The organism is Leifsonia sp. NPDC080035, assembly GCF_040050925.1.
In the GTDB taxonomy this organism is placed as follows: domain Bacteria; phylum Actinomycetota; class Actinomycetes; order Actinomycetales; family Microbacteriaceae; genus Leifsonia.
This window is the reverse complement of record NZ_CP157390.1, coordinates 544,581-567,725: the sequence shown is the minus strand read 5'-3', so window position 1 is coordinate 567,725 and position 23,145 is coordinate 544,581. Positions and strand designations below refer to the sequence as shown.

Genomic DNA, 23,145 nt, shown 5'->3' with positions numbered 1-23,145 from the left:
TCTGGTGGGTGCCGGCACGACACGGGAGAAGACCCTGAGCATCATCCTCGGATACGATCCGACCACCCTGCGCGAGCGCGTCGACCTGCGCGCCGCGGGCGATCGGCTGGACGAGCTCGGCAGTCTGCGGAGCCTGAGCGCGCTGAACGAGAAGACCGTGCTGCTGCGGCTCGTCGGCCGGCTCGACGAGGCCATGGAGGTCGGCAACGAGGCGGTGCGTCAGGCACGGTTCACGGGCGACAGGGAGCAGCTGATCGGCGCCCGCGTCCGCCGGGCGCAGGTGCTGCAGTACCAGGGCAAGGTGGACGAGGCGATCGTCGAGCTCACCTCCTGCGTCGACGAGGCCCGTGGCCGGGAGTGGACGCCGCTGGAGGCGTTCGCGGTGCAGACCAGGGGCAAGGTCTACTTCGACATGCAGGACTACGAGAACGCGCTCGCCGACATGAAGGCGGCGGTGTTCCTGCGCGAGAAGCTGGGCGCATCCCCGGCGGAGATCGAGGGCGCGCTGACGGCGGTCGCCGTCGTGCAGCGGCTCGCGGAGGCCGACCGCGGACCGGAGGCTCCGCCCCGCGAGGGCGACGACTGAGCGCTCGCGAAGCGGGCGCAGGACGCTGGAACACGTCCGCGGCCCCGCGTAGGATGCCTGGCATGGGTCGACCCGGAGACGCACGCTGATGGCGGAGCTCGACCGCGTGCGGCGGTGGGCGGAGGCCCTCATCGCGTTGCATCTGGACCCGGCGGTGTGGTCGTTCGACTTCGACAACGCCAAGACCAGGGCGGGGCTGTGCAACTACACCGCCAAGCGCATCACGGTGTCGCGGTACCTTGCGGCGCGGTACGAGGACGACGACATCCACCAGATCCTGCTGCACGAGGTCGCGCACGCGCTCGCGGGATCCCGTGCAGGCCATGGGCCGCGCTGGCGGGCGATCGCCCTCGACCTCGGCTACGAGGGCAAGCGGCTGCACGGCGGCGCCATCGCCGACGACCTCGCGCCGTGGGTCGGCACCTGCCCGAACGGGCACACGCACTACCGCTACCGCAAGCCGGCGCGCGCGCTCGCGTGCGGAGCGTGCAGCAGGCGCTTCGACTCGGCGAACCTCATCGCGTGGGTGCACCGCGAGGTCTCGCCCGCGCAGCGCCGCCTCGCCGCCGCCGCGGCACGCGAGGCCGAGCAGTAGCGTCGCGCGATACGCGCAGCCGGGTCAGGCCGAGGCGGCCGCGAGGCGCTCGTCCAGGGCGTCCCGCACCGCCGGCCACTCCTCGCGCAGGATGGAGTACACCGCCGTGTCCCGCCAGCTGCCGTCGGCGCGCGGCTGGGTGTGCCGCAGCACGCCCTCGAATCTCGCGCCGAGCCGGAGGATGGCCGCGCGCGACCGCTCGTTGAGCACGTCCGCCTGCAGCTTCACCCGCTCGAAGCCGTTGTCGAACGCGGCGCCGAGGAGCAGGCGCTTCGTCTCCGCGTTCACGCGCGTCCCCCACACCTCGGGCGCGTAGGCGGTCCAGCCGATGTGCGCAGAGCCGTTCGCAAGGTCGAAGTCGCCGAGCGTGGTGGTGCCGACGAGGCGGTCGCCGTCGCGCAGCAGCACCGCTGTCACGTTGCCGGTCTTCCAGGCGAGGTAGCGCAGGATGAACGCGTGCCACTCCTCGTAGGTGTCGCGGTAGGCGGCGGGGCCGCCTCCCCAGCCGCCGGCGAAGACCTCGGGGTGACCGATCGCGTCGAACAGATCGGGCAGGTCGTCCCTGGTGAGGGCGCGCAGGCGCACCGTCGCGCCTTCGAGGACGGCGTCGGGGGAGAGGCGGACGGCGGCGGTCATCCGCTCAGTATGGCAGCCCGTGCCCGGCGCCCCGCGGCCGGGCGTCCGGTAGTCTTGACGTCGCCATGCCGACCGACTCCATCCTTCCCCGCAGCTCCGGCCAGTGGATGGACTCGGGTGATGGACAGCGCTGGTGGTTCGATTCCGGCGCCCTCTCCCTCGACTTCGCGTATACCGGCGGCCTCGACGAGCCCGAGCACCTCGAGGCGCACACGGTCCGGGATGCGGAGCAGCTGAACGACTGGCTCGTCGAGCGCTTCCCCGAGGTCGCGCCGACCGCCGGCGAGCGCGAGTTCCGCGACGCCGTGACGCTCCGCAGCGCGATCGGCCGGCTCGCCCGCCAGGCGAGCGACGGCGTGGCCCTGTCGCCCTCGGACATCGACGTGGTCAACCTGTTCGCCGCGACGCCGGACATCCCGCCCGTCCTCGCCGGGGGCGCCCGCCAGGCCGGACGCGCGAACGCGCGCCCGCACCAGGCGCTCGGCAGCATCGCGCGGGACGCCGTCCGGCTGTTCGGGCCGGAGGTGGACGGCCGCATCCGCGAGTGCTCGGCCGAGGACTGCTCCCTCGTCTACCTGGACACCTCCCGCAGCGGCACCCGGCGCTGGTGCTCGATGCAGCGCTGCGGCAACCGGGCGAAGGTCCGCGCCCACCGCGCCCGCGCCGCGCGCGCCGGCGCCGGCGCCGCCACCCCGACCCGCGGCGAGTAGCCGCTCTCTCCCCGCGAGCCGGGCAGAATGGGGCCATGGAGCGTTCCGTCGACCTCAACAGCGACCTCGGCGAGTCCTTCGGGGCCTGGGGGATGGGCGACGACGACGCCATGCTCCGGCTGGTGACGAGTGCCAACGTGGCGTGCGGGTTCCACGCCGGCGACCCGTCGACGATGCTCCGCACCTGCCGCACCGCGGCGGAGAACGGCGTGAGCGTCGGCGCGCACGTCTCCTACCGCGACCTCGCCGGGTTCGGCCGCAGGGCGATGGACGTCCCGGCTGCCGAGCTGCGCGACGAAGTGCTCTATCAGCTGGCCGCCCTGGCGGGGATCGCCCGGGTCGCGGGCACACCGGTCCGCTACGTCAAGCCGCACGGCGCGCTCTACAACCGCATCGTCGCCGACGAGGAGCAGGCCGGCGCCGTGGTGGATGCGATCGCCGCCTTCGATCCGGGACTCGCCGTCCTCGGGCTGTCGGGCTCCGCCGTCGAGCGCGCCGCGCGCTCCGCGGGACTCCGGTTCGTGCGCGAGGCGTTCGTCGATCGCGGCTACCGCGCCGACGGGGCGCTGGTGCCGCGCTCTCAGCCCGGCGCCGTGCTCTCCGACGTGGAGGCGATCGCCGAGCGCGCCGTGCGGATGGTCGCCGAGGGCCGTGTGACGGCGGCGGACGGCGTCGACATCCCGGTCGAGGTCGACTCCCTCTGCGTCCATGGCGACACCCCGGGCGCCGTCGCGATGGCGGCCGCGGTGCGGCGCCGGCTGGACGCGGAGGGGCTGCGCGTGGAGGCGTTCGCGTGAGCCGCCGCATCCTGCCCTCCGGCGACCGCGCGCTCGTGGTGGAGCTCGACGGCCTAGACGAGGTGCTCGCGCTCTACCGCGCCCTCGACGCCTCCCGACCACCGGGCGTCGTCGACCTCGTGCCCGCGGCGCGCACGATCGGTGTCACCGTCGATCCGCGGGTGCTTCCGCTCAGCGCCGCGCACGGCTGGCTGGAGCGGACGGAGCCGGCGGGCGGGGCCGAGCAGGCAGCCGAGGTCGTGACCGTCCCCGTCCGGTACGACGGCGACGACCTGGCGGAGGTGGCCACCCTGCTCGGCGTCGGTCCTCGCGAGGTCGTCGCCCTGCACACCGGCTCGCTCTGGCGGGTCGCGTTCGGCGGGTTCGCGCCCGGCTTCGCCTACCTGGTCACCGATCACGACCGGTTGCGGGTGCCGCGGCGGGCGACGCCGCGCACACGGGTGCCGGCGGGGTCCGTCGGGCTCGCCGGCGAGTTCAGCGGCGTCTACCCGCGGTCGAGTCCGGGCGGCTGGCAGCTCATCGGCCGGACGGAGGCTGTGCTGTGGGATGCCGCGGCCGACCCGCCCGCGCTGCTGCGCCCGGGCATGGCCGTCCGGTTCGAGGAGCAGCGGTGAGCCGGCACGCGCGCCTCCGCATCGTCCAGCCCGGTCCGCTCGCGCTGGTCGAGGACCTGGGCCGTCCCGGTCTCGCCGCCGTCGGCGTCGGCGTCTCCGGTGCCCTCGACCGCGGCGCCCTCCGGCTCGCGAACCGGCTGGTCGGCAACGACGAGGACCTCGCCGGGCTCGAGCTGCTCGTCGGCGGCTTCGAGGCGAGGCTGGACGGAGACGCCCCGGTCTGGTTCGCCGTGACCGGAGCGCCGGGCGCCGTGCTGCTCGATGGCCGTCCGGTGGACGCGTTCGCGGCCGTCCGTGCGGAACCCGGCCAGACCATCCTGATCGCCCCCGCGGTGTCCGGGGTGCGCCGCGTCCTCGCCGTCCGCGGCGGCATCGACGTGGATGCGGTGCTCGGCTCCCGCTCCCGCGACACCCTCTCCGGCATCGGGCCGGAACCGCTCTCCGCCGGCGACGTGCTGCCGGTCGGGCCGGCGCCCGTCACCGGCGTCCCCGCGCTCGACTTCCTGCCGGTGGTCGCCGCGCCGGACGGCTCAGGCGGCCCCGTCGAGGTCCGCGCCCACCGCGGGCCGCGCGCCGACTGGTTCACGGACACGGCGCTGGAGGTCTTCTTCGCCGTCCCGTGGCGGGTGAGCGCGCAGACGGACCGCGTCGGCGCCCGGCTCGACCCGCCGCGCATCCCCGCCCACGCCGCCGGCGTTCACCCGCACGCGACGCCCCTGCTGGAGCGCGCCGTGACCGCCGAACTCCCGAGCGAGCCGATGGTGGCGGGGTCGGTGCAGGTGTCGCCGGACGGGCGTCCGACCGTGCTGCTCGCCGACCATCCCGTGACCGGCGGTTATCCGGTGATCGCGGTCGTCGCCGACGCCGACCTCGACCGGTTCGCGCAGCTCCGCCCGGGGGACGCGGTGCTCTTCCGGCACGCCTGAGCCGGCGCGGCGAGCCCCTCGCCACGTGACGCCGATCAGTCCCTGCGCGTCCCCGACTGGAAGATGCTGCGCGCGGGCGGCGGCGACGGCACGCTCGTCGCATCCGTGACGATCGGCGCACCCGCCGCGAACGTGCGCAGCTCGGCGCCAGCGACCGCCTTGGCGGGATGCGGTCCGCTCGCGAGCAGGCGCGGCAGCCACTCCAGCGGCAGCGGCGAGTCGGAGCCGACCAGGACGACGTTGCCGAACCGGCGTCCCTTCAGCACCTGGGTCTCCGCCAGCGCGGCGACGTTCCCGACGACGGCGCCGAGCGTCGACACCTGGCTGCGGGCGAACGACAGCGGAGGGCCGTCCGCCACGTTGACCAGCACGATCCCGTCCGGTTTCAGCAGCGACACCGCGGACCGGTAGAACTCGACGCTCGTCACGTGCGCGGGGGTGCGCGACCCGCTGAAGATGTCGATCACCAGCAGGTCGACCGCGCCGCGCAGTCCCGTCGGGAGCTTGCCGACCACCTCGCGGGCGTCGCCGTGCCGCACGCGGATCTGCGCGTACCGGGGGAGCGGCAGCTCCTCGCGCACCAGGTCCACGAGCCTGCTCTCCAGCTCGACGACCTGCTGGCGCGAACCCGGCCGGGTGTATGCGACGTAGCGGGGGAGCGTGAGCGCGCCCGCCCCGAGGTGCACCGCGGTGATGGGCTGACCCGGCTCGCCGATCAGGTCGATCACGTTGCCCATCCGCTGCACGTACTCGAAGAACAGCTGGGACGGGTCGTCCGGGTTCACGTGCGACTGGGGGGTGCCGTCCACGATCAGCTGGTAGGCGCCCGGTACGAAACGATCCGGCTCGATCGACGCCGTGTACCCGCTCTCGGAGAGGACGACGGAGGGGACGTTCGAGGGGGTGGCCGGCACGCACGCCAGCCTAGTCGCCAACCCGATCTCCCCACCCGGTCGTCCCACCCGGTCGTTCAACCCGATCTCCACCCGCGTCTCCACCCGGGGATGGTCCCGGCCGGCGGCGCGGTCCGCGACGCTGAAGGGGTGGCAGGGAAGGGCCCGGCCGCGGGAGGTTCTCATGTCCGTTCAGACGCTCGGCAACGCCATCCTCATCGTCCTGGCGATCGGCTGGATCGGCTACCGGCAGATGACCTGGCGGCCGGTGTCGATCGCGAAGATGTGGCGGCTGCCCGCCATCGCCGCTGTCGTCGGCGTCGTGCTGCTCGTTCAGCAGGTGAAGCCGTCGTCGCTGACCCCGCTCGACTTCGTCGTCGTCGTCGTCGAACTCGTCATCTCGCTCGGGGTCGGCGCGTGGATGGGCGCCATCGCGCACTTCCGCCCGCTCGCTCAGCCGGTGCGGCTCGGCAAGGACGATCGCTACACGGCGACGTACGAGTCGCGCACCGGCGTGCTCGGCCTCGTGCTCTGGGTGGTCGTGATCGCGGTCCGCGTCGGCGTCGATGTCCTCGCCGGCGTGGCCGGCTCGCACCTGGCCGCGTCGACCGGCGTCATCGTGCTCGTGCTCGCGGCGAACCGCGTCGCCCGCACCGCCGTCTTCGCGGCGCGGCTCGATCGGCACGCCGCGCTCGCCGCATGATGGTCTCGTGGACTCTCTGAACCGGCCGGGCGCCCTCGGCCTCGCGCTGAACCTCGTCGGCGCCGTGGTCGTCGCCTGGTCGTTGGTGAGCACCCACACCGCGCATCGCCCGGTGTGGGTGCTCGTCGTCTCCCTGGCCGCGGTCGTCGCGTGGGCGGCGCGCGGCGTGTGCGCGATCGCCGGTCTGCTCAGGACGGGAACCGCCCTGGCCCTCGTGGCCGCTCTCGGCGGCAGCCTGACCGCCGCGGGAACCGACGGCATCGCGGTGGTCCCCGCGGCGATCGCCGTCCTCATCCTGTTGGGCGACGTCGCCTTCCCGCTCGGGGCGGGCGCGGGCGTCGTGATCGTCTCCGTCGCCCTCATCCCGATCGGCGCGGTCCCGTTCGGGACCAGCGCGCCCGCGCTGCTGGCGGAGATGGGCGGCATCGTCCTCGGCGGGTTCGCCGGCCTCAGCCGGCGGCAGTTCCGCCGGGCGGAGGCGCAGGCCGCGCAATTGCGGGAGAGGGAGGCGGCCATCCGGGAGGAGGCGGCGCGCATCGCCATCGCCCGCGACCTCCACGACGTGCTCGCGCACAGCCTCGGCGGCCTGGTCATCCAGCTGGACGCGGTGGATGCGCTGCTCGAGGCGGGAGACACGGGCGCGGCCCGGGAGCGCGTCGTCGCCGCGCGCGGACTCGCGGCGGGCGGCCTCTCCGAGGCGCGCCGCGCGGTGGCCGCGCTCCGGGAGCCCAACGCAGGCGGGGCGGCCGTCGATCCTCCCGCGTTCACCGCGTCGATGGAGGATCTCGTCGCCGCGCACCGCTCGCTCGGCGGTGAGGCGCGCGTGGTCGTCGCCGGCCGGCCGCGCACCCTCACGGCCGACCAGGCGACCGCGCTGCAGCGCGCGCTGCAGGAGGCGCTGAGCAACGCCCGCAAGCACGCGCCGGGACAGCCGGTCCGCGCCCGGCTGGACTGGGAGAATGACCGGGTGCGCCTCACCGTCTCGACCCCGCTCGGGGATGCAGCGCGCTCCGACCTGGCCGCGACCGGCGGCGGCCACGGCATCGAGGGGATGCGCGAGCGCTTCGCCGCCCTCCCGCTCGGCGGCGTCGCGACCGCCGGTGTGGACGGCGACGCCTTCACCGTGACCGCAGAGGCGAGGCTCGCGTGAGCGGGCAGGAGGCCGCCGAGCCGCGCATCCGGGTCGTCGTGGCGGACGATCAGGCGATCATCCGCGACGGGCTCGTCACCGTGCTCGGCCTGCTGCCGGACGTCGACGTCGTCGGGGCGGCCGCGGACGGGGAGGAGGCGGTCGCGCTTGCCGTCTCCGAGCGGCCCGACGTGATCCTGATGGATCTGCGGATGCCGGTCCTCGACGGGGTGGGAGCGACCGCGAGGGTCAGCACCGAGGCCCCGGAGACCGCGGTGCTCGTCCTCACCACCTACGCGGACGACGAGTCCATCCTCGGCGCCCTCCGTGCCGGGGCGCGGGGCTACCTGACCAAGGATGCGGGCAGGGCCGAGCTCGCGGCCGCCGTCCGGGCCGTCGCGCGCGGCCAGTCCACGTTCGCGCCGGAGGTGGGCGCGAGGATCATCGGGAACCTGACCGCCGCGTCCCCCGCTCCCGCCCCCGACCACGCCGGCGCGCTCGTGGCACGGTTTCCCGCGCTCACCCGGCGGGAGGCCGAGGTGCTCGCCCTGGTCGCGGACGGCCTGAGCAACGGCGAGATCGCGTCCTCTCTGTACGTCAGCGTCGCCACGGTGAAGACGCACATCAACGCGATCTTCGCCAAGCTCGCGGTGCGGGACAGGGCGCAGGCGATCGCGCTCGTCCGAAGCTGATCGCGGTCGTGGGGTCGCCTGTCGGCCGGATCCGGCGCAGGATGGCCGCATGACGGATCGTGTGCTCGTGACGGGTGGTTCCGGTTTCATCGGCGCGCATTGCGTGCTGGCGCTGCTGACGGCGGGCTACGAGGTGCGGACGACGATCCGCACACCGGGTCGTGCCGCCGACGTGCGTGCGCAGCTCGCCGAGGGAGGGCTCGAGGACGCGGGGGACCGGCTGACGTTCGCCGTGGCCGACCTCACCTCGGATGCGGGCTGGGCGGACGCCGTCGCCGGCTGCCGGTTCGTGCTGCACGTCGCATCCCCGTTCCCCGCCGTGCAGCCGAAGGACCCGGACGAGCTCATCGTGCCCGCCCGCGACGGGGCGCTGCGCGTGCTGCGGGCCGCGAGGGACGCCGGGGTCGAACGCGTGGTGCAGACCTCCTCCTTCGCCGCGATCGGCTACGGGCACGCGCCGACCGACCGGCCCTTCACCGAGGAGGACTGGACCGACCTGGAGAGCGGCCGCCCGGTCACGCCGTACGCCCGGTCGAAGACGATCGCCGAGCGTGCGGCCTGGGCCTTCGCGGCGGCGGAGGGTGGCGGACTGGAGCTGGCGACGGTCAACCCCGTCAGCGTCCTCGGCCCGGTCCTCGGGCCGGACTACTCCAGCTCCGTCGAGCTGGTCAAGCTGGTGCGGGAGGGGCGCCTCCGCCGGCTCCCCGACGTCTGGTTCGGCGTGGTCGACGTCCGCGACGTGGCCGATCTGCACCTGCTGGCGATGACGCGCCCCGAGGCGGCGGGGCAGCGCTTCATCGCGACGGCGGGGGACGCCATGAGCGCGCCGGAGGTGGCGCTGCTCATCCGAGGCCACCTCGGCGAGGCGGCCGGCGCGGGCATCAGCACCAAGCTCATGCCCGACTGGATGCTGCGGGCCGCGGCTCCGTTCAGCCGCCGCGTCCGCGGGTCGCTCCCCGAGATCGGCGTGCGCAGGAACGCCACCTCCGCCAAGGCGCGCTCGGTCCTCGGCTGGGACCCGCGCTCGCGCGAGGAGGCCGTCCTCGCGACCGTCGACACCCTCCCGCCGCGCCTCCGCTGACCGCTACGATCACCGGAATACCAAGGGGGCGCGCGGGGTTATACACCGAGACTGCGCCCCGGGTCAAGAAAAGACTGGACACGGCGCGTCTATTTGACATATAGTTGTTCTTTGCGCTCCCAGTCCACACATCTGCCTTCATATTGCGGTCGGCTCTGACTTTCCCCGCGCGCGCCTGGGCCCGGATCACCGGGTCAGATACGGCGTGAGCGATGCGCCTGGGAGTACTCGTCCACGAACCTACTCACCACCGACAGTAATCTGGCCCGACGGGGCCCACGGAGGTTATTTCCTTGGCTGCTGCGCGCAACGCAACCAACACTGACAAGACACCCAAGAACGGACGAGCCGCATCTCGTCTTTCGTTCGCAAAGATCACGGACACCCTCACCGTTCCCGATCTGCTCGCTCTGCAGACCGAGAGCTTCGACTGGCTGGTCGGCAACGACGCATGGAAGGCACGCGTCGCCGAAGCCGAGGAGCAGGGTCGTCAGGATCTGCCCGCCGCCACGGGCCTCGAGGAGATCTTCGAGGAGATCTCTCCGATCGAGGACCTCGGCGAGACCATGCAGCTCTCCTTCACCAACCCGTTCCTCGAGGAGAAGAAGTACTCGATCGACGAGTGCAAGGAGAAGGGCAAGACCTACGCGGCCCCGCTCTACGTCGAGGCCGAGTTCATGAACCACCTCACGGGTGAGATCAAGACCCAGACGGTCTTCATGGGCGACTTCCCGCTGATGACCGAGAAGGGCACGTTCATCATCAACGGCACCGAGCGTGTCGTCGTGTCGCAGCTCGTCCGCTCGCCGGGCGTCTACTTCGAGGCCGCCGCCGACAAGACGTCCGACAAGGACATCTACTCGGCGCGCATCATCCCGAGCCGCGGTGCGTGGCTCGAGTTCGAGATCGACAAGCGCGACCAGGTCGGTGTCCGCATCGACCGCAAGCGCAAGCAGTCGGTCACCGTCTTCCTGAAGGCCCTCGGCCTGACCAGCGAGGAGATCCTCTCCGAGTTCGCCGGCTACCAGTCGATCGAGCTCACCCTGGAGAAGGACGCCATCCTCACCAAGGAGGAGGCGCTCAAGGACATCTACCGGAAGCTCCGTCCGGGCGAGCAGGTCGCGGCCGAGGCCGCGCGTGCGCTGCTGGACAACTTCTACTTCAACCCGAAGCGCTACGACCTCGCCAAGGTCGGCCGCTACAAGATCAACCGCAAGCTGGGCCTGGAGGCTCCGCTCACGGACTCGGTGCTGACCGTCCAGGACATCATCGCCACGATCAAGTACCTGGTCGCCCTGCACGACGGCCAGACCACGATCAAGGGCCTCCGCAACGGGCAGCCCGCGGACATCCGCCTGGACATCGACGACATCGACCACTTCGGCAACCGTCGCATCCGCGCCGTCGGCGAGCTCATCCAGAACCAGGTCCGCACCGGTCTGTCCCGCATGGAGCGCGTCGTCCGCGAGCGCATGACCACGCAGGACATCGAGGCGATCACCCCGCAGACCCTGATCAACGTGCGACCCGTCGTCGCCGCGATCAAGGAGTTCTTCGGCACCTCGCAGCTCTCGCAGTTCATGGACCAGAACAACCCGCTCGCGGGTCTGACCCACAAGCGCCGCCTCTCGGCCCTCGGCCCCGGTGGTCTGAGCCGTGAGCGCGCGGGCGTCGAGGTCCGCGACGTCCACCCGTCGCACTACGGCCGCATGTGCCCGATCGAGACGCCGGAAGGCCCGAACATCGGTCTGATCGGCTCGCTCGCGTCGTTCGCGCGGATCAACTCCTTCGGCTTCATCGAGACGCCGTACCGCAAGGTCGTCGACGGCCGGGTCACCGACCAGATCGACTACCTGACCGCCTCCGAGGAGGACGACTTCGTCGTCGCGCAGGCCAACGCCCCGCTCGACGCCAACGGTCACTTCACCGAGGAGCGCGTGCTCGCCCGTCAGAAGGGCGGCGAGGTCGACCTGATCCCCGCCGAGGAGATCGGCTACATGGACGTCTCCCCGCGCCAGATGGTGTCGGTGGGTACCTCCCTGATCCCGTTCCTCGAGCACGACGACGCCAACCGAGCCCTCATGGGTGCGAACATGCAGCGCCAGGCGGTGCCGCTGCTCCGCTCGGAGAGCCCGGTCGTCGGAACCGGTATGGAGGGCTACGCGGCCATCGACGCCGGTGACGTGGTCATCGCCGAGAAGTCGGGTGTGGTCAGCGAGGTCTCGGCCGACGCTGTCACCGTCCAGGCGGACGACGGCACGTACAAGACCTACTACCTGCGCAAGTTCGACCGCTCGAACCAGGGCACCTCCTACAACCACCGCGTGGTCGTGGACGAGGGCGACCGGATCGAGGCGGGCGAGGTCGTCGCCGACGGCCCCGCCACCGAGAACGGCGAGCTCGCGCTCGGCAAGAACCTGCTCGTCGCGTTCATGCCGTGGGAGGGTCACAACTTCGAGGACGCGATCATCCTCAGCCAGAACCTGGTGAAGGACGACACCCTCTCCTCGATCCACATCGAGGAGTACGAGGTGGACGCCCGCGACACCAAGCTGGGCAAGGAGGAGATCACCCGCGACCTGCCGAACGTCAGCCCAGACCTCCTGGCCGACCTCGACGAGCGCGGCATCATCCGCATCGGCGCCGAGGTGCGCCCCGGCGACATCCTCGTCGGCAAGGTCACGCCGAAGGGCGAGACCGAGCTGTCGGCGGAGGAGCGCCTGCTCCGCGCGATCTTCAACGAGAAGAGCCGCGAGGTGCGCGACACCTCCCTCAAGGTCCCGCACGGCGAGGAGGGCACCATCATCGGTGTCAAGGTCTTCGACGCGCAGGACGGCGACGACGAGCTCGGTTCCGGTGTGAACCAGCGCGTGGTGGTCTACATCGCCCAGAAGCGCAAGATCACCGCGGGTGACAAGCTCGCCGGCCGTCACGGCAACAAGGGCGTCATCTCGAAGATCCTGCCGGTCGAGGACATGCCGTTCCTCGCGGACGGCACCCCGGTCGACGTGATCCTGAACCCGCTGGGTGTCCCGGGCCGCATGAACTTCGGTCAGGTCCTGGAGATCCACCTCGGCTGGATCGCCAAGAACGGCTGGGAGATCAAGGGCAAGCCGAAGTGGGCCGCTGAGCTCCCCGAGGCCGCGTTCAGCGCCGCCCCGAACACCAAGGTCGCGACCCCGGTGTTCGACGGTGCGAAGGAGGAGGAGATCGCGGGTCTGCTCGACTCGACCCTCCCGACGCGCGACGGAGAGCGCCTGATCGGCGGCTCCGGCAAGACGCAGCTCTTCGACGGCCGCTCCGGCGAGCCGTACCCGGACCCTGTGTCGGTCGGCTACATGTACATCCTGAAGCTGCACCACCTGGTCGACGACAAGATCCACGCGCGTTCGACCGGCCCGTACTCGATGATCACCCAGCAGCCGCTCGGTGGTAAGGCGCAGTTCGGTGGTCAGCGCTTCGGTGAGATGGAGGTGTGGGCCCTCGAGGCCTACGGTGCCGCGTACGCGCTGCAGGAGCTCCTGACCATCAAGTCGGATGACATCCTCGGCCGCGTCAAGGTCTACGAGGCCATCGTCAAGGGTGAGAACATCCAGGAGCCGGGCATCCCGGAGTCCTTCAAGGTCCTCATCAAGGAGATGCAGTCGCTCTGCCTGAACGTGGAGGTGCTGTCGGCCGACGGGCAGGCGGTCAGCCTGCGCGACGCGGACGACGAGGCCTTCCGCGCTGCGGAGGAGCTCGGCATCAACATCTCCTCCCGGTTCGAGTCGTCGTCCATCGACGAGATCTGACCCGGTAGCCAGACCCAACTGACGAATCTTCCATAGGAGAGAAGGAACATTGCTCGACGCAACAACTTTTGACGAGCTGCGTATCGGCCTGGCCACCGCTGACGACATCCGTCGCTGGAGCTACGGCGAGGTCAAGAAGCCCGAGACGATCAACTACCGCACGCTGAAGCCCGAGAAGGACGGCCTGTTCGGAGAGCAGATCTTCGGCCCGTCCCGCGACTGGGAGTGCTCGTGCGGCAAGTACAAGCGCGTCCGGTTCAAGGGCATCGTGTGCGAGCGCTGCGGCGTGGAGGTCACCAAGTCCTCCGTGCGCCGTGAGCGCATGGGCCACATCGAGCTCGCCGCGCCCGTCACGCACATCTGGTACTTCAAGGGCGTGCCGAGCCGTCTCGGCTACCTGCTCGACATGGCGCCGAAGGACCTCGAGAAGGTCATCTACTTCGCCGCGTACATGGTGATCGATGTCGACGAGGACGGCCGTCACGCCGACCTCCCCGGCCTCGAGAACGAGCTGCGCCTGGAGATCAAGACGCTGTCCGACCAGCGCGACGCCCGTGTGGCCGACCGCCTGCAGCGCCTCGAGGGCGACCTCGCTGCGCTCGAGGAGGAGGGCGCCAAGGCCGACCAGAAGCGTCGTGTCAAGGACACGGCGGAGAAGGAGATGGGCCAGATCCGCAAGTCCTACGACGAGGACATCGCCCGCCTCGAGCGCGTGTGGGAGTCGTTCCGCACCCTCAAGGTCGGCGACCTCAAGCCGGAGGACGCGGACTTCAACGAGCTCGTGGACCGCTACGGCCTGTACTTCGAGGCGTTCATGGGCGCCGAGGCGATCAAGCGCCGCCTGCAGGCGTTCGACCTGAACGCCGAGGCCGAGCTGCTCCGCGAGCAGATCGCGAACGGCAAGGGCCAGAAGAAGATCCGCGCGATCAAGCGTCTGCGCGTTGTCTCGTCGTTCCTCGCCACCGGCAACTCGCCGGCCGCGATGGTCCTCGACGTCGTCCCGGTCATCCCGCCGGAGCTGCGCCCGATGGTCCAGCTGGACGGTGGCCGCTTCGCGACCTCCGACCTGAACGACCTGTACCGCCGCGTGATCAACCGGAACAACCGCCTCCGTCGTCTGCTCGACCTCGGCGCGCCCGAGATCATCGTGAACAACGAGAAGCGCATGCTGCAGGAGGCCGTCGACGCGCTGTTCGACAACGGCCGCCGCGGCCGCCCCGTGACGGGTACCGGCAACCGCGCCCTCAAGTCCCTCAGCGACATGCTGAAGGGCAAGCAGGGTCGTTTCCGCCAGAACCTGCTCGGAAAGCGCGTGGACTACTCGGGCCGTTCGGTCATCATCGTGGGTCCGCAGCTCAAGCTGCACCAGTGCGGTCTGCCCAAGCAGATGGCCCTGGAGCTGTTCAAGCCGTTCGTGATCAAGCGCCTGATCGACCTGAGCCACGCTCAGAACATCAAGGCCGCCAAGCGCATGGTGGAGCGTTCGCGCCCGCAGGTGTGGGACGTGCTCGAGGAGATCATCCGCGAGCGCCCGGTTCTGCTGAACCGCGCCCCCACGCTGCACCGTCTGGGCATCCAGGCGTTCGAGCCGCAGCTCGTCGAGGGCAAGGCCATCCAGCTCCACCCGCTCGTCTGCGCCGCGTTCAACGCGGACTTCGACGGTGACCAGATGGCCGTGCACCTCCCGCTGTCGGTGGAGGCCCAGGCCGAGGCCCGCATCCTGATGCTCGCCTCGAACAACATCCTGAAGCCGTCGGACGGACGCCCGGTCACCCTGCCCTCGCAGGACATGATCATCGGTCTGCACCACCTCACCACCGTGCGCGAAGGCGCCGAGGGCGAGGGTCGCGCGTTCTCCTCGGTCTCCGAGGCGATCCTCGCGAAGGACCAGGGCACGCTGCACCTGAACGCCAAGGTCAAGATCCGCCTCGACAACTACGTGCCGTCGGACGCCGCCGACACGGGTGCCGAGCCGATCACCGCGATCGTGGAGACCACCCTCGGCCGCGCCCTCTTCAACGAGGCGCTGCCGGCGGACTACCCGTACGTGGAGGACGTCGCCGACAAGGGCACGATCTCGTCGATCGTGAACGCGCTGGCGGAGCGGTACCCGAAGGTGGAGGTCGCAGCCGCGCTCGACCGCATCAAGGACGCCGGCTTCTACTGGGGCACCCGCTCGGGCGTCACGGTGTCGCTGAGCGACATCCTGACCCCGCCGAACAAGGCGCAGATCGTGGCCGGCTACGAGAAGAAGGCCGCCAAGATCACCGCCGAGTTCGAGAAGGGTCTCACGACCGACCTCGAGCGTCGTCAGGAACTGGTGAAGATCTGGACCGAGGCGACCAACGAGGTGGCCGAGGCGATGCGCGCCAACTTCCCGGCGGACAACACCATCAACCGCATGGTCACCTCCGGTGCCCGTGGTAACTGGCTGCAGGTGCGCAACATCGCCGGTATGCGTGGTCTGGTGAACAACCCGAAGGGTGAGATCATCCCTCGTCCGATCATCTCCTCGTACCGCGAGGGGCTGTCGGTGGCCGAGTACTTCATCGCGACGCACGGTGCCCGTAAGGGTCTGGCGGACACGGCTCTCCGTACCGCCGACTCCGGCTACCTGACCCGTCGTCTGGTGGACGTCTCGCAGGATGTCATCATCCGCGAGGACGACTGCGGCACGACCAAGGGTCTTGACCTGCCGATCGCGACCGTGGACGCCGAGGGCGTGCTCACCCGCGACCCGAACGTCGAGAACTCCGTGTTCGCCCGGACGCTCGCGACCGACGCGGTCGCCGCGGACGGCACCGTCGTGGCGAAGGCCGGAGACGACGTGGGCGACGTGCTCATCGACAAGCTGGTGGCCGCCGGCGTGACCGACATCAAGGTCCGCTCGGTGCTCACCTGCGAGTCCGCGGTCGGCGTCTGCGCCGCCTGCTACGGCCGTTCGCTCGCGACCGGCAAGCTGGTGGACATCGGCGAGGCCGTCGGCATCATCGCGGCGCAGTCGATCGGTGAGCCCGGAACCCAGCTGACGATGCGTACCTTCCACACCGGTGGTTCGGCCTCCGCGGACGACATCACCCAGGGTCTGCCGCGCGTCCAGGAGCTGTTCGAGGCGCGTACCCCCAAGGGTGCGTCCCCGATCGCCGAGGCCGCGGGCCGCATCGTCATCGAGGAGACGGACAAGTCCCGCAAGGTCATCCTGACCCCGGACAGCGGCGACGAGCCGCACGTCTACCCGGTGCTGAAGCGCTCCACCCTCCTGGTGGAGGACGGGCAGCACGTCGAGCTCGGCCAGCAGCTGATCGTCGGCACCGTCGACCCGAAGGAGGTCCTCCGGGTCAAGGGTGTCCGCGAGGTGCAGAAGCACCTCGTGGGCGGCGTCCAGGGCGTCTACCGCTCGCAGGGTGTGCCGATCCACGACAAGCACATCGAGGTCATCGTCCGTCAGATGCTCCGCAAGGTCACCGTCGTCGACCACGGCGACACCGACCTGCTGCCGGGTGAGCTCGTCGACCGCTCGCGGTACAACGAGATCAACCGTGCTGCGCTGACCGAGGGCAAGAAGACGGCCTCGGCCCGTCAGGAGGTCATGGGTATCACCAAGGCCTCGCTGGCGACCGAGTCGTGGCTGTCGGCCGCGTCCTTCCAGGAGACCACCCGCGTCCTGACGCAGGCGGCCATGGAGGGCAAGTCCGACCCGCTGATCGGTCTCAAGGAGAACGTCATCATCGGTAAGCTCATCCCGGCCGGAACCGGCCTGTCGCGCTACCGGAACGTCTCCGTCGAGGCCACGGAGGAGGCGAAGGCGGAGCGCTACCCGAACCGCATCTTCACCGATGACTCCGCGTTCAGCGAGAACGACCTGAGCTTCGTCGACTTCGACAGCTTCAGCTCGGACGACTACACCCCGGGCACCTACAACTAAGGTTCCCGTACGACTGAGGCCCCCGGCACCCGCCGGGGGCCTTCGTCGTTTCCGGGCGGGGCGTCCAGCCGCCGAGTACGGAGATTCTCCGCGTACTCGGCGGTTTCGGGGGCATTCTCTGCGTACTCGTGAGGCTCCCTGTGGACAACGCGGGTGCGTGGATGCGGGAGAATGGGAGCATGTGGCGCCAGCTCCTCGAGTACACCGACAGCACCGGCAAGACCATGCTGGGCTGCGCGGGGGCGGCGCTGGTCGTGGCGGTCCTGAGCTTCGTCGCCGGGATCGCGCTCGCGGTCTCCGGGAACGCCACGCGCACGCTGCCGTTCTGGCTGGCGACGATGGGATGCGCGGTCATCGCCGGCGTCCTCGTCTACCTGGCCGGCCGCCGCGGCGACCTCAAGCGCCGCTGACCCCCGCACCGAGGGGCCCTCTCACCCGGCCTCATGGCTGACCCCCGCGCGCGGGGCACCCGCTCGCGGGGCTGTTCTGCGTGCAAACCGTGCGGTTACTGTGAACTGCTTCGTCGCCCCCGGAGTCTCGCCCGGGCGTGATGCGGCCCTGCCGGCATCACCCGACCCGGCCGGCAGGTCCTACCCGCAAGGAGGTCCCCCGTGGCGTCCATGACCGAGATCCTCATCCTTCACGGCCATCTTCCGATCGAGTATCTCGACCGGATCTCCTCAGAGCCCACCGCCGACGAGTCGGTGGTCAGGGAGCTGCTCCAGAACGGCGCGATCACGCCCGGCCAGATCGCCCGCGCCCGCGCGGCCCAGTCCGGCCTTCCCTTCGTGGAGCTGGCGGACTATCCCGTCGACCGCGCCGCCGTCACGCTCATCCCCGGCGCCATCTGCCGCAGGCACACCGTGCTGCCGATCGGCGTCGCCGACGGGCTCGTCATCCTGGCGATGGCCGACCCCGGCGACGTGTTCGCCATCGACGACGTCCGCGCGGCCTCGCACATGGGCATCGCGCCTGCGGTCGCCGACCAGGCCGACCTGCTGGCGGCGATCGACCGGTACGTGCGCGCCGACGGCGAGCTGAGCGACCTGACCTCGACCCTCGAGGAGGAGTCCGCTCCCGTCGAGCAGGCGTCGATCGCGGAGTCCGGCGACGACGACGCCCCGATCGTGCGGTTCGTGAACCTGCTGGTCAGCCAGGCCATCCAGGATCACGCGTCCGACATCCACATCGAGCCGGCCGAGCACGATGTGCGGGTCCGGTACCGGATCGACGGCGTGCTGCACGAGATGCAGTCTGCGCCGAAGGCGATCCAGAACGGCGTGATCTCGCGGCTGAAGATCATGTCGGACATCGACATCGCCGAGCGGCGGAAGCCCCAGGACGGCCGCATGTCGGTCGTGCACGGCGGCCGCCAGATCGACCTGCGCGTCGCAACGCTGCCGACCGTGTGGGGCGAGAAGGTCGTCATGCGGATCCTCGACAACAGCAACACGAGCATGTCGCTGCGGGACCTGAACCTGCTGGAGCGCAACTTCCAGACCTACAAGACGTCGTACTCCAAGCCGTACGGGATGATCCTGGTCACCGGCCCGACCGGCTCCGGCAAGTCGACCACCCTCTACACGACGCTGAACGCCGTCGCCCGGCCGGAGATCAACGTGATCACCGTCGAGGACCCGGTGGAGTACCGGATGGCGGGCATCAACCAGGTGCAGGTGAACCCGAAGGCCGGACTGACGTTCGCGTCGGCGCTCCGCAGCATCCTGCGCTCGGACCCGGATGTCGTGCTGCTGGGCGAGATCCGCGACCACGAGACGGCGCAGATCGCGATCGAGGCCTCGCTGACCGGTCACCTCGTGCTCTCGACCCTGCACACGAACGACGCGCCGAGCGCCGTCACCCGCCTGACCGAGATGGACATCGAACCGTTCCTGGTGGGGTCCGCGCTGGATTGCGTCGTCGCCCAGCGGCTCGCCCGACGGCTCTGCGACCGCTGCAAGCAGCCCGCGTCGTACGCCGCGGAGGACCTTCGCAGGCTGCGCTTCGACGTGGCCGCGGACCAGCCGGTTCCCCAGGTCTTCGCGCCGGTCGGCTGCCCGACCTGCTCCAACACCGGGTACCGCGGCCGGATCGCCGTGCACGAGGTGATGGCGGTGACCGAGGAGATCGAACGCCTCGCCGTCGACCGCGCCTCCAGCGCCGAGATCGGCGGCGCCGCCCGCCAGCAAGGGATGCTCACCCTCCGCGAGGACGGATGGGAGAAGGCGAAGCTCGGCCTCACCTCGGTCGAAGAGATCCTCAGAGTCGTCGCATGACAGTCAAGGAGGCACGATGACGAACGAGACGAGCTGGGGCGGTTTCACGCCGCCGACGCCGAAGCCGGTCTACGAGATCCCCGTGACGCCACCCGGCGCCACAGCGGACGGCTGGCACCCCGGCGCTGGCGCGCCGCTGGCGCCGCCCTCGTTCCCCCTGAACCCGCCGACGTTCGCGGAACCGCCGGCCGCGCCGGCGTTCGAGGCGGTGCTGCAGGGTTCCGAGCCACCGACGACGACGGCTCCGCTGCCGGTGGCCGAGGTCCCACAGGTGCCGGTGTACGAGCCGGCCGCGTACGAACCGGTCGCGTATGAACCGCCGGTGCTCGAGCCACCTGTCCCGGCGTACGAGCCGACCGCGTACGAGCCGACCGCGTACGAGCCGGTGGCCGCACACGAGCCGCCGACCGCGTACGAGCCGACCGCGTACAACGCGCCCACGTACACCGCCGCCGCGTACGACGCCGCTACCCCCGCGCCGCCGGCGTACGACCCCGCCCCGTACGAGCCGGAGCAGCCTGCGCCCACCGCCGTCTACTCCCTCGACGACGGCTCCGCTACGCCGTTCATCGCACCCGTCACCCGGCTCGTCCCGGAGGGCAGGCGCGCGGCGGAACCGGTCGCCCCGTCCGCGCCGTTCGAGACGGCGGCGCCCGCCGCGTTCGCCGAGGACACCGGCACCCTCACCCCGGCCGAGCGTGCCGCGCTGGACGCCGCCGACCCCGACCTCGTCGCGGCGCTCCGCGAGGTGGTGCTGCAGAAGGCGTCCGACCTGCACGTGACCGTCGGTGCACCCCCGATGGTCAGGATCGACGGCTCGCTCACCCCGGCGGGCACCACGGAGCCGTGGAACCACGAGCGCACGCTCTCCGCCCTCACCAGCCTCCTGACCGAGCGTCAGGCCGAGGTCTTCAAGCGCGAGCTGGAGCTGGACTTCGCGTTCACGATCTCCGCTAACTCCCGGTTCCGCGTGAACCTGTACCAGCAGCGTGGCTCGGTCGGCGCAGCGTTCCGTCTCATCCCCACCGAGATCAAGCAGCTGCGCGAGCTCGGGGTCCCGGAGGCGATCGGGACCTTCGCGGGCATGCCGCGCGGCCTGGTGCTCGTCACCGGGCCGACCGGTTCCGGCAAGTCGACGACACTCGCCGCGCTGATCGACCTCGTGAACTCCACCCGCGCCGACCACATCGTCACGGTCGAGGACCCGATCGAGTTCATGCACACGCACAAGCGGTCGATCGTCAACCAGCGCGAGGTCGGGCACGACACCCACAGCTTCAACAACGCGCTGAAGCACGTCCTCCGCCAGGACCCCGACGTCATCCTGATCGGCGAGCTCCGCGACCTGGAGACGATCTCGGTCGCCCTGACGGCCGCCGAGACCGGCCACCTCGTCTTCGCGACCCTGCACACCCAGGACGCGCCGCAGACGATCGACCGCGTGATCGACGTCTTCCCGCCGCACCAGCAGGACCAGGTGCGCGCCCAGCTGGCCGCCACGCTCCAGGGCGTCGTCTGCCAGACCCTGGTGAAGCGCGCGTCCGGCCGCGGCCGCGTCGTGGCCACCGAGGTGCTGATGATGACCCCGGCCATCGCCAACCTCATCCGCGAGGGCAAGACCTACCAGATCGCCTCCGCGATGCAGGCCGGCCGCGGCGACGGGATGCACACGATGGACCAGCACCTGGCGGAGCTGGTGGACTCCGGCACGATCACACGGCGGGCGGCCATGGAGAAGGCGCACGACATCGAGGGGATCACCCGGCTGATCCAGCGCGTGGACTCCTCCTCCGACGCGGCGGCCATCGCCGCCGGCGGCCCGGACTTCGGCGACCGCTACTCCGGAACGGTCAGGTAGAGGGATGGTGAGCTAGATGGCGGGGACGACGACGTACGCCTACCGCGGGCGCAACGCCGAGGGGAAGGTCGTCAAGGGCAAGCTGGATGCGCCGGGCGAGTCGGCCGTCGCCTCCCGGCTGCGGACCATGGGGCTCTCGCCGATCTCGATCGAGGAGGCGCCGGATGCCACCGGCCTGAACCGCGAGATCAACATCGGCTTCGGCAGCGGTGTGAAGCTCAAGGACCTCGCCATCATGAGCCGTCAGATGGCGACGATGATCGGCTCGGGACTCTCCATCTTGCGCACGCTCAACATCATCGCGGAGCAGACCGAGAACAAGAAGCTCGCCGGGATCATGGGCCACGTGCGCGACGACGTGGAGTCGGGCATCGCCATCTCCGACGCCATGCGCAAGCACGGCGACGTCTTCCCGCCGCTCATGGTCAACATGGTGCGCGCCGGTGAGACCGGCGGATTCCTCGACTCGTCCCTCGAGGCCATCGCGACGAACTTCGAGAAGGACGTCAAGCTCCGCGGCACCATCAAGTCGGCGCTGACCTATCCGGTGATCGTGCTCATCATGTCGCTGGTCGCCGTGATCGCGATGCTGCTGTTCATCGTCCCGGTGTTCGAGAACATGTTCAAGGGACTCGGCGGCCAGCTGCCGCTGCCCACGATGATCCTCGTGGAGCTCTCGCACGCGATGGTGTGGGTGGCCCCCGTGCTGCTCGTCGGCGGCATCGTGGGCGGGATCTGGTGGACCCGCAACAAGAACACGGAGAACGTGCGGCGCCGGGTCGATCCGGTCAAGCTCAAGCTGCCCATCTTCGGGTCGCTGATGAAGAAGATCGCCGTCGCCCGGTTCGCGCGCAACTTCGCCAACATGATCGGGGCGGGCGTGCCGATCCTGCAGGCGCTGAAGATCGTGGGGGAGACCTCCGGCAACTGGGTGATCGAGAACGCGCTCGTGAAGGTGGCCGAGTCGGTCCGGCAGGGTGAGTCGATCGCCGGCCCGCTCGCGGACCAGCCGGTGTTCCCGGCCATGGTGACCCAGATGATCGCCGTCGGCGAGGACTCCGGGTCGCTGGAGACCATGCTGAACAAGATCGCCGACTTCTACGACCAGGAGGTCGAGGCGGCCACGGAGCAGCTCACCGCAATGATCGAGCCGCTCATGATCGCCTTTCTCGGCGTGGTCATCGGCGGCATGGTGATCGCGCTCTACATGCCCATTTTCCAGATCTCCAGCCTCGTGAAGTGATCGTTCACATTCTGAAAACCCCCTGAACGAGGGCTCCCCATAACTGGGGTGCTGTATCAGAGAAATTGCCCCCTTTTGTGGGATTCTGCTCAAAATTTGCTCGGAAATACCATCAAGCCACGGAAGGGCACTCGCACCCGTCCGATACCCGCATTCACCCGACCGAATGGACAGCGCAATGTACTTCCGTCTCATGGGCAAGCTGAACGCTCGCCGCAAGAACCTCCTGGAGGAGGGCGAGAAGGGCTTCACCCTGATCGAGCTCCTCGTCGTCGTCATCATCATCGGCATCCTCGCCGCGATCGCCATCCCGGTGTACCTGGGCATCCAGGACGGCGCGAAGGACACCGGCACGAAATCCGACCTGACCAACGGCAAGACCGCCATCATCGGATGGATGAACGACAACCCCGGGAAGACCTACACGGACGCCGGGACCGCGATCTTCCCGACTTCCACGACGCTCGGTACGAACGCAGCGAAGTACGGCGCCACGATCAGCGACAACACCACGAGCATCACGTTCTCGACTACGACCAACGGCTTCTGCCTCGTGGGCGTGAGTAAGAGCTCCTCGACACCGTCGTTCAACGTCACCGACAACACCGGAACCAAGCGCGGGGCCACCTGCGGTGCGGACACCCCGTAACCCAGCCTGACCCGAAAGGGGCGCCGCACCCGCGGCGCCCC

General features: G+C 70.3%; 19 protein-coding genes. 17 read left to right on the top strand and 2 right to left on the bottom strand.

Translation table 11 applies throughout. The features are described 5' to 3' along the window. Positions 1-4: 4 nt before the first annotated feature. Both AAME72_RS02805 and AAME72_RS02800 read left to right on the top strand, forming a co-directional pair. Complete coding sequence (locus tag AAME72_RS02805; RefSeq protein WP_348788718.1) at positions 5-586, top strand: hypothetical protein; 582 nt, start codon at positions 5-7, stop codon at positions 584-586. A gap of 88 nt (positions 587-674) precedes the next feature. Then, positions 675-1,181 (top strand): SprT-like domain-containing protein, encoded by a 507-nt coding sequence (locus tag AAME72_RS02800; RefSeq protein ID WP_348788717.1) that lies wholly within the window; start codon positions 675-677, stop codon positions 1,179-1,181. A gap of 24 nt (positions 1,182-1,205) precedes the next feature. Here the strand turns inward: AAME72_RS02800 and AAME72_RS02795 are convergent, their stop codons facing one another. After that, on the bottom strand, positions 1,206-1,817 hold the full coding sequence (locus tag AAME72_RS02795) for a GNAT family protein (protein ID WP_348788716.1): 612 nt from the start codon (positions 1,815-1,817) through the stop codon (positions 1,206-1,208). A gap of 65 nt (positions 1,818-1,882) precedes the next feature. Here AAME72_RS02795 and AAME72_RS02790 point away from each other — a divergent pair, with 65 nt between their 5' ends. Genes AAME72_RS02790 through AAME72_RS02775 form a run of 4 tightly spaced genes read left to right on the top strand, consistent with a single transcriptional unit; the run spans position 1,883 to position 4,864 of the window. Beyond that, complete coding sequence (locus AAME72_RS02790; RefSeq protein WP_348788715.1) at positions 1,883-2,527, top strand: CGNR zinc finger domain-containing protein; 645 nt, start codon at positions 1,883-1,885, stop codon at positions 2,525-2,527. Between the two features lie 35 nt (positions 2,528-2,562). Continuing rightward, the gene (locus AAME72_RS02785) at positions 2,563-3,324 is read left to right on the top strand and encodes a 5-oxoprolinase subunit PxpA (RefSeq protein WP_348788714.1); all 762 of its coding nucleotides are present in this window, start codon (positions 2,563-2,565) and stop codon (positions 3,322-3,324) included. Beyond that, positions 3,321-3,938 carry a 5-oxoprolinase subunit PxpB gene (gene pxpB, locus AAME72_RS02780; RefSeq protein WP_348788713.1) on the top strand — a complete coding sequence of 206 codons (618 nt, stop codon included), beginning with the start codon at positions 3,321-3,323 and terminating at the stop codon, positions 3,936-3,938. Before AAME72_RS02785 ends, pxpB begins: the two co-directional genes overlap by 4 nt. Next, positions 3,935-4,864 carry a biotin-dependent carboxyltransferase family protein gene (locus AAME72_RS02775; protein ID WP_348788712.1) on the top strand — a complete coding sequence of 310 codons (930 nt, stop codon included), beginning with the start codon at positions 3,935-3,937 and terminating at the stop codon, positions 4,862-4,864. The genes pxpB and AAME72_RS02775 overlap by 4 nt, the downstream gene beginning before the upstream one ends. A 35-nt stretch (positions 4,865-4,899) precedes the next feature. Here AAME72_RS02775 and AAME72_RS02770 read toward each other — a convergent pair whose 3' ends face one another. Continuing rightward, positions 4,900-5,778 (bottom strand): fused MFS/spermidine synthase, encoded by an 879-nt coding sequence (locus tag AAME72_RS02770; RefSeq protein WP_348788711.1) that lies wholly within the window; start codon positions 5,776-5,778, stop codon positions 4,900-4,902. A gap of 163 nt (positions 5,779-5,941) precedes the next feature. On the opposite strand from AAME72_RS02770, the gene AAME72_RS02765 reads away from it, so the two are divergent. From AAME72_RS02765 to AAME72_RS02715, 11 genes are all read left to right on the top strand, one after another. Then, entirely contained in the window at positions 5,942-6,460 is a 519-nt protein-coding gene (locus AAME72_RS02765) for a hypothetical protein (protein WP_348788710.1), read from the top strand. Positions 6,461-6,467: 7 nt separating this feature from the next. Next, positions 6,468-7,610, top strand: a complete 1,143-nt coding sequence (locus AAME72_RS02760) for a histidine kinase (protein WP_348788709.1) — start codon at positions 6,468-6,470, stop codon at positions 7,608-7,610. Beyond that, complete coding sequence (locus AAME72_RS02755; protein ID WP_348788708.1) at positions 7,607-8,281, top strand: response regulator transcription factor; 675 nt, start codon at positions 7,607-7,609, stop codon at positions 8,279-8,281. Before AAME72_RS02760 ends, AAME72_RS02755 begins: the two co-directional genes overlap by 4 nt. A gap of 49 nt (positions 8,282-8,330) precedes the next feature. Then, complete coding sequence (locus AAME72_RS02750) at positions 8,331-9,362, top strand: NAD-dependent epimerase/dehydratase family protein (RefSeq protein ID WP_348788707.1); 1,032 nt, start codon at positions 8,331-8,333, stop codon at positions 9,360-9,362. Positions 9,363-9,655: 293 nt separating this feature from the next. Continuing rightward, on the top strand, positions 9,656-13,153 hold the full coding sequence (gene rpoB, locus AAME72_RS02745) for a DNA-directed RNA polymerase subunit beta (RefSeq protein WP_348788706.1): 3,498 nt from the start codon (positions 9,656-9,658) through the stop codon (positions 13,151-13,153). 49 nt (positions 13,154-13,202) lie between these two features. Further along, entirely contained in the window at positions 13,203-17,078 is a 3,876-nt protein-coding gene (gene rpoC, locus AAME72_RS02740; protein ID WP_348788705.1) for a DNA-directed RNA polymerase subunit beta', read from the top strand. A 179-nt stretch (positions 17,079-17,257) separates the two neighbouring features. Next, a complete protein-coding gene (locus AAME72_RS02735) occupies positions 17,258-17,488 on the top strand; it encodes a hypothetical protein (protein ID WP_348788704.1) in 231 nt (76 codons plus the stop codon). Between the two features lie 201 nt (positions 17,489-17,689). Beyond that, positions 17,690-19,354, top strand: coding sequence for an ATPase, T2SS/T4P/T4SS family (locus AAME72_RS02730; RefSeq protein ID WP_348788703.1), 1,665 nt, complete (start codon positions 17,690-17,692; stop codon positions 19,352-19,354). Between the two features lie 16 nt (positions 19,355-19,370). Next, on the top strand, positions 19,371-21,212 hold the full coding sequence (locus tag AAME72_RS02725) for a PilT/PilU family type 4a pilus ATPase (protein ID WP_348788702.1): 1,842 nt from the start codon (positions 19,371-19,373) through the stop codon (positions 21,210-21,212). A gap of 16 nt (positions 21,213-21,228) precedes the next feature. Next, complete coding sequence (locus tag AAME72_RS02720) at positions 21,229-22,455, top strand: type II secretion system F family protein (RefSeq protein WP_348788701.1); 1,227 nt, start codon at positions 21,229-21,231, stop codon at positions 22,453-22,455. Positions 22,456-22,621: 166 nt separating this feature from the next. Beyond that, on the top strand, positions 22,622-23,104 hold the full coding sequence (locus AAME72_RS02715) for a prepilin-type N-terminal cleavage/methylation domain-containing protein (RefSeq protein ID WP_348788700.1): 483 nt from the start codon (positions 22,622-22,624) through the stop codon (positions 23,102-23,104). The last annotated feature ends 41 nt before the right edge of the window (positions 23,105-23,145 follow it).

Coding starts and splice junctions, on each gene's coding strand:
- AAME72_RS02800 (WP_348788717.1), top strand. CDS start 675: ATGGCGGAGCTCGACCGCGTGCGGCGGTGGGCGGAGGCCCTCATCGCG.
- AAME72_RS02795 (WP_348788716.1), bottom strand. CDS start 1,817: ATGACCGCCGCCGTCCGCCTCTCCCCCGACGCCGTCCTCGAAGGCGCG.
- AAME72_RS02790 (WP_348788715.1), top strand. CDS start 1,883: ATGCCGACCGACTCCATCCTTCCCCGCAGCTCCGGCCAGTGGATGGAC.
- AAME72_RS02785 (WP_348788714.1), top strand. CDS start 2,563: ATGGAGCGTTCCGTCGACCTCAACAGCGACCTCGGCGAGTCCTTCGGG.
- AAME72_RS02765 (WP_348788710.1), top strand. CDS start 5,942: ATGTCCGTTCAGACGCTCGGCAACGCCATCCTCATCGTCCTGGCGATC.
- AAME72_RS02750 (WP_348788707.1), top strand. CDS start 8,331: ATGACGGATCGTGTGCTCGTGACGGGTGGTTCCGGTTTCATCGGCGCG.
- AAME72_RS02735 (WP_348788704.1), top strand. CDS start 17,258: ATGTGGCGCCAGCTCCTCGAGTACACCGACAGCACCGGCAAGACCATG.
- AAME72_RS02725 (WP_348788702.1), top strand. CDS start 19,371: ATGACGAACGAGACGAGCTGGGGCGGTTTCACGCCGCCGACGCCGAAG.
- AAME72_RS02720 (WP_348788701.1), top strand. CDS start 21,229: ATGGCGGGGACGACGACGTACGCCTACCGCGGGCGCAACGCCGAGGGG.
- AAME72_RS02715 (WP_348788700.1), top strand. CDS start 22,622: ATGGACAGCGCAATGTACTTCCGTCTCATGGGCAAGCTGAACGCTCGC.